Source organism: Candidatus Aminicenantes bacterium, assembly GCA_011049425.1.
Classification (GTDB): Bacteria; Acidobacteriota; Aminicenantia; order UBA2199; family UBA2199; genus UBA876.
In genome coordinates, this window is the sequence record DSBM01000026.1 from 1 (window position 1) to 6489 (window position 6489).

General features: G+C 59.5%; 3 protein-coding genes and 1 pseudogene. All 4 read left to right on the forward strand.

The annotated features are described in order from the left end of the window. The first annotated feature begins 224 nt into the window (after positions 1-224). The 4 genes and pseudogenes from ENN40_01715 to ENN40_01730 all read left to right on the forward strand — a co-directional run bounded on the left by ENN40_01715 (position 225) and on the right by ENN40_01730 (position 6329). A pseudogene (locus ENN40_01715) lies at positions 225-795 on the forward strand (four helix bundle protein). A gap of 157 nt (positions 796-952) precedes the next feature. Next, positions 953-3064: a CoA-binding protein gene (locus ENN40_01720; protein ID HDP94057.1), complete on the forward strand. Its 2112-nt coding sequence runs from the start codon at positions 953-955 to the stop codon at positions 3062-3064. 32 nt (positions 3065-3096) lie between these two features. Beyond that, complete coding sequence (locus tag ENN40_01725) at positions 3097-5130, forward strand: S9 family peptidase (GenBank protein HDP94058.1); 2034 nt, start codon at positions 3097-3099, stop codon at positions 5128-5130. A gap of 122 nt (positions 5131-5252) precedes the next feature. Next, positions 5253-6329, forward strand: coding sequence for a M20/M25/M40 family metallo-hydrolase (locus ENN40_01730; protein ID HDP94059.1), 1077 nt, complete (start codon positions 5253-5255; stop codon positions 6327-6329). Positions 6330-6489 lie beyond the last annotated feature (160 nt).

A 6489-nucleotide genomic window follows, 5' to 3' on the forward strand; every position in this document is an offset into this window, starting at 1 on the left:
CAATGGTTTTCACCAATTCCATTATAACATTTAAAGGAGCCCTTTTACATAAATAAATCCCCAAAAATCCAATTATATCAACACTCTTCAACGATCATTACTGAAAATATGGGGTGACGGCAGAATTGCCGCTCTTTTCTCTGCAGCCTGGATTGGCAGGATTTAGCTGGCTGGGCAAGAAAACAAACTGGCCGAGCCCAGTCTTATTCACCCAGGGAGGAGGAATGGGCGACATTATCCGGTCCCACGGGGGGTATGCGGGCTTGAAAGCCTTCCAGACCGCTGAAATTATCTATGACGCCACGGTGGTGTTCTGCCGCCGTTTCCTGGATCGGCGCAGCCGTACCAACGACCAGATGGTCCAGGCCGCGCGCAGCGGCCGCCAGAACATCGCCGAGGGCAGCCAGGCGTCGGGGAACGTCAAAGAAAACAGAATTGAAGCTGGTGGGCGTGGCGCGTGCCAGCCTGGAGGAGCTGCTGCTGGACTACCACGACTTCCTGCGCCAGCGGAACATGGCTTTATGGAACAAGGACGACCCCCGCGCCCTGGCGGTCCGTCGCCGGGCGTATAGGTCCAATAGGTCCTATCGGTCCTATGAGGACCTTTTTGAGAGAGGTTCTCCCGAAACCGCGGCCAATGCCATGATCTGCCTGGTCCACCAGGCAAACTACCTGCTGGACCAACTTTTGGCCCGGCTTGAAAAAGACTTTCTGCGCGAAGGCGGTTTTACGGAACGACTCCATGCGGCACGCACCCGCGCCCGTGCCCGTGAGACAGGGGAACGGGGTCTTTAATTGCAAGCGGTTGGCGTTTCTGTTTCTGCTGTGGTATTCTGCCGTTGTTCGCCGGTTCCAGACTGACATTTTTGTCGCTGCGGTTCCCGCATCGGAGGGTGTTCCCGAATGAGGACGGGCTTTCGGGCCCGAAAAATTTAAAGGTAGAGGTGCAGATATGGCGGACTCCGTGTTTCTTTCTCCCCGAAGCATAGCCGTAGTGGGCGCGTCCGATCGCGAGGGCAGTGTGGGACGGGCGATTACATCCAACATCGTGCAACATTTCACCGGCAGCGTGTTTCCCGTCAACCCGGGGCGGCGCGAAGTGTTCGGCCTGCCCGCGGTCGACACGGTTTCGGATATCGTGCAGCCCGTGGACCTGGCCGTGGTGGTGACCAAGAACGACCTGGTGTGCGACGTACTGGAAGACTGCGGGCGCAAGGGCATCCGCGGGGCCATCGTGGTTACTTCCGGTTTCGGCGAAGTGAACGAAGAGGGGCGCCGCCTGGAAAAAGAGATGACCGCGGTGGCCCGGCGTCACAACATCCAGGTGGTGGGACCCAATTGCCTGGGGGTGATGAACCTGGATCCGGGCATCATGTTGAACGCCACTTTCCTGAAGTTTACCCCGCGCAGCGGAGACATCGCCCTGGTGTCCCAGAGCGGAGCCGTGTGCGCCGCCCTGGTGGAAAACGCGGCCGCCCAGGGCATCGGTTTTTCCGCCATTTTTTCCATGGGCAACAAGGCGGTGATGGGGGAGACCGAGATCCTCGATATCCTGGCGGATCATGAGGCTTCGCACGTGATTGTCATGTACCTGGAAGACATCGCGGACGGAGCGGCGTTCATGCAGGCCTGCCGGCGTATCACGCGAGAACGCAAAAAACCGGTGCTGGTGCTGAAAGCCGGCCGCAGCGTTGAGGGCGCGCGCGCGGCCATGTCCCATACCGGGGCCATGATGGGGTCCGACGAGGTGGCGCAGGCCCTGCTGGCCCAATCGGGTGCGATCCGCGTGGACACGCTTTCCGAGTTGTTTGATTACGCATCCGCCTTTTCCATGCAGCCTCTGCCGCAAAAAGCCGCGGCGGTGATCCTATCCAACGCCGGCGGCGCCGCCATTGTCTCAACCGACGCCTGCGCCCGCCTGAAGATTCCCCTGGCCGATATCACGGAAGTACGCCCGGAGATCGATGCCCTGATCCCTCCCTGGGGCAGTTCGCGCAACCCGGTGGATATTGTGGGTGATGCCGATTACAGGCGTTTCGCCAGGGTGATGGACCGGGTAATGGCACAGGAAAACGTGGGCGCCGTGGTGGCCATGTGTACGCCGTCGGCCACGCTGGATTACGACCGCCTGGCCGGCGCGATCGTCGAGATGGCCCACAAGCACAACAAGACCGTTCTGGCCAGCCTGATGGGAGACGAGGAGGGGCCGGAAAACCGCCGCATTCTGAGGGAGGGCGGTGTTCCCCATTACCGGTATGCCGAGGACGCGATAAGCGCGCTGGGCGCGATGATGCGGTTTCGCGACTGGCTGAACACGCCGTTGCCGGCGGCGCGTGATTTCGAAATGGGCCTGGATACGGTTGAACGGCTGATTGACAGCGCGTTGGCCGCGGGGCGCCGCCACCTGCTGGAGCCCGAAGGCCTGGAGTTATTGCGTGCCTGTGAATTTCCTTATCCCGCTCACACATTGGCGCGAAACGAACAGGAGGCGGTCGCGGCCGCGAGAGAAATCGGCTTTCCCGTGGTGATGAAGATCGTATCCGCGGATATTGTTCACAAAACCGACGCCGGGGGCGTGGTCCTGAATTTGAATGATGAACCCGCGGTTCGGGGCGCTTTTGCCGACCTGGTGTCGTCCGCCCGCAATCACGCGCCCGGCACGGTGGTCGAAGGCGTGCTGGTAATGGAGATGGTCGCGTCGGGACACGAGATGATCGTGGGCGCCCGCCGTGAACCCCGCATGGGGCCGGTGGTCATGCTGGGTGCCGGGGGCATTCATGTTGAGGTCTTTAAAGATGTTGCCTACCGCCTGGCCCCGGTCAGTCCGGACGAAGTCCGCGGCATGCTGGGGGAGGTGCGGACGGCGCGGCTGCTGGATGGGTTCCGTGGCGCGCCTCCGGCGGATACCGACGCCCTGGTTGAGTGCGTGGAACGCTGTGCCCGGCTGATGCTGAAATGTCCGCGAATCCGGGAAATGGACATGAATCCCCTGCGGGTGCTGGCACGGGGCCGGGGCTGCCGTGTACTGGATATCCGCGTGGGCCTTCGTGATACCGTGGAATAAGTGAAGTGAACGGCAGGAGTGAAAGATCTTTTTTGCCTGGAATGCGTAATCATACGTGGAGTGAAAAGACAGGAGGGTTGCAAATGATGTTGACTCGCAAAAAGAAAATTCGTTTGATGGCCGTAATCCCGGCCTTTTTGGTGCTGGCTTTTGCCGTTGCCTGTTCGGGCGGTGAGAAAGAGGTGGTTCCGGTTCCCGAAACCATCGTAAACGACGGGGTGCCCCCGATTCCGGCAAGCATCGCCGCGGACATGAAGCGCTACACCGACATCAAGTCGACGGCGTTCGCGGACTGGTTGCCAGTTAACGAAGGCATGGTGGTGGCCACGCGCCGGGGAAACACCACGCAACTCTGCGCCCTGGCCGAGCCTGATGGAGAGCTGGTTCAATTGACCGATTTCCCTGAACCTGTCGGCAACGCGGAAGTCTGTCCGGACGCGGAAAAGCGTTTCCTCTTGTTCAGCAAGGACAGCGGTGGTGACGAAAAATACCAATACCACCGCCTGGACCTGGACACTCGCGAATCCACCCTGATCACGGACGGCAAATCCCGCCACATGGGTATATCGTTCAATCACTTGGGCGACCGCATCGCGTATGTCAACAACCGCCGTACGGGCATGCTCTTTGATATCTACGTGACGGATCCCCTCAACCCGGACACAGAGAAAATGGTATTCGAGGCGCGGCGTCCCGCTTACTACATGCCGGTGGGCTGGTCCCCGGATGACCGGCGGCTGCTGGTGTTGGAATACATCTCCGCCAACCAGGTCAACTCCATGGTGGTGAACCCGGAAACCGGAGAGAGCAAGGATATCACTCCCGAGAGCGATGTCCCCCAGGTGTTCGGCATGGGCGGATTCACCCGCGATGGAAAATGGGTGTACGGCATGACGGACCGGGGCGGGGAGTTCCGTCGCCTGGTGCGCATGGAGCTCGAGACCGGACGCATCCTTGACGTAACCTCCGGTATCGAGTGGGATGTGGAAGGCATGGCCGAATCCCGGGACGGGACTCAAATGGCGTTCACTGTCAACGAGGACGGCATTTCCCGGCTTTACCTCCTGGATCCCGCTACCTGGGAGTATACGCGGGTGGACGTGATCCCCACCGGCATGGTGGGGGGGCTGACATTTGACTCCGCCGGCAAGCGCCTGGCCCTGAACCTCAACAACTCGCGCATGAACAACGAAGCCTTTCACCTCGACCTGGAGACCATGCGCCTGTTGCAGTGGACCCGCAGCGATACCGGCGGCCTGGACGTATCCTCTTTCGCCGAACCGGAACTCATCCATTACCCCACCTTTGACCAGGTGGACGGAAAACCGCGCATGATTCCCGCATTCTACTATCGTCCCCCGGGCGATGCAGGCAAGCCTTTTCCAGTGGTCATCGACATTCATGGAGGTCCCGAAGGCCAGTACCGGCCGCGGTTCCAGGGTACATTCAACTACCTGATCAACGAGTTGCGCATCGCGGTGATCGCGCCCAATGTGCGCGGTTCCAGCGGATACGGCAAGTCTTACCTGTTGCTGGACAACGCAAAACAGCGCGAAGACTCGGTCAAGGATATCGGCGCCCTGCTGGACTGGGTTGAAACCCGTCCCGAGTTGGACCGGAAACGCGTGGCCGTGTACGGCGGCAGTTACGGCGGGTACATGGTGTTGGCTTCCATGATCCATTACAACGACCGCCTGGCCGCCGGCGTGGACATCGTGGGTATCAGCAACTTCGTCACCTTCCTGAAAAACACTTCGGCCTACCGGCGGGACCTGCGCCGGGCGGAGTACGGGGATGAACGTGAAATCGGTGATTTCCTCAACAGTATCTCTCCCACCACCAATGCGCATAAAATTACCATTCCCCTGTTCGTGATCCAGGGCCAGCAGGACCCGCGGGTACCGGCTTCGGAAGCCCAGCAGATCGTGGAAACCGTGCGCAAAAACGACGTACCCGTCTGGTACCAGGTGGCCACCAACGAGGGGCACGGGTTCCGCAAGAAAGACAACCGCGATTTCATGACCTATTCCATCGTGCGCTTTTTCCAGGAGTACCTGCTGAAGTAACCCGGAATGCCAAGTGAGGGTCCGCCGGGAAATCCCCGGCGGGCCCGTCCGGTTGACAAGCCCCCCCGCGTAGAGTAGCCTCTGGGTGGGGCTTTTGACACTATCGCCCCGGGAGGTATTTCATGTCGCAACGAATGATCGACCAATTCATGGAAATGGTGCAGATTGACAGTGAATCGGGAAACGAGGCCGAGTTTATCCAATACCTGAAAAAAGAGTTTGAAGCCCTGGGCGCCCAGGCGCAAATCGATAATTACGGCAACCTCATCGCGCGGTTGCCGGAGAAGGGTTGTCGCGGCAAGGATCCCATCCTGCTCTCCTGCCACGCGGACACGGTCAAACCGGGCGTGGGCATCGAGCCGGAGTTGACAGACGGGGTGATCCGTTCACGGGGAAACACCATCCTGGGGGCGGACGACAAGGCGGGAATCGCCGAGATGCTCGAAGCCCTGCGCACCGCCGACATTCACCCACCCGTGGAGATCGCCATCAGCCGCCAGGAGGAGGTGGGGCTGCACGGGGTCAAGAACATGGACTTCTCTTTGATCACTGCGCGCAAGGGATTCCTTCTGGACAACGACACCCTGGACACCATCGTGATCGGCGGCCCTTCATATTACGCCATGGATGTGGAAGTCGCGGGACGCTCCGCTCACGCGGGCATGGAGCCGGAGAAAGGCATCAACGCCATCCAGGCGGCCGCCCGCGCCATCGCGGCCCTGCCCCTGGGACGCCTGGACAAGGAAACCACGGCCAACGTGGGAGTCATCAGCGGCGGCATGATCCGCAACGGCGTACCGGACAAGGCGGAGTTCCTGGCCGAATGCCGCAGCCTGACCCATGACAAGGCGGAGAAACTGGCCACGCGCATGGAGAAAACCATCCGCGAAGAAGTGGAAAAATCGGGCGCCACGGTAAAAACCAAGACCGACAATCTATGTCGCGCCGTGGATATTCCCGAAGATTCCGAAACCGTGCAGATCAGCAAAAAGGCGCTCAAGACCGTGGGGGTGGATGCCACCACGACCTTTATCACCGGGTTCACCGATGCCTCGATCTACAACAACCACGGCATCGAGATGGCCGTGGTGGGAATCGGCGCGCGTCTGGAACACTCCACCGAAGAGCATATCCACGTGAAAGACATGGAAAAGGCCCTGGGTATGATCAAAGAGATTTTGCGCCTGACGGCGCAATAGGGCGGATAGCCAGTGAAAAGATAAAAGTGAAAAGTAGGGGCGGCCCCTCGGAGGCTGTCTCAAAAACAACCACTAAAGTTTCAAAAAATATGTTTGTTAGGTTTTTTAATAATGATCCCCTGTAAGATAAAACCATTTTTTTAAAGATGTGAAAGGTTTC

Coding starts and splice junctions, on each gene's coding strand:
- ENN40_01720 (HDP94057.1), top strand. CDS start 953: ATGGCGGACTCCGTGTTTCTTTCTCCCCGAAGCATAGCCGTAGTGGGC.
- ENN40_01730 (HDP94059.1), top strand. CDS start 5,253: ATGTCGCAACGAATGATCGACCAATTCATGGAAATGGTGCAGATTGAC.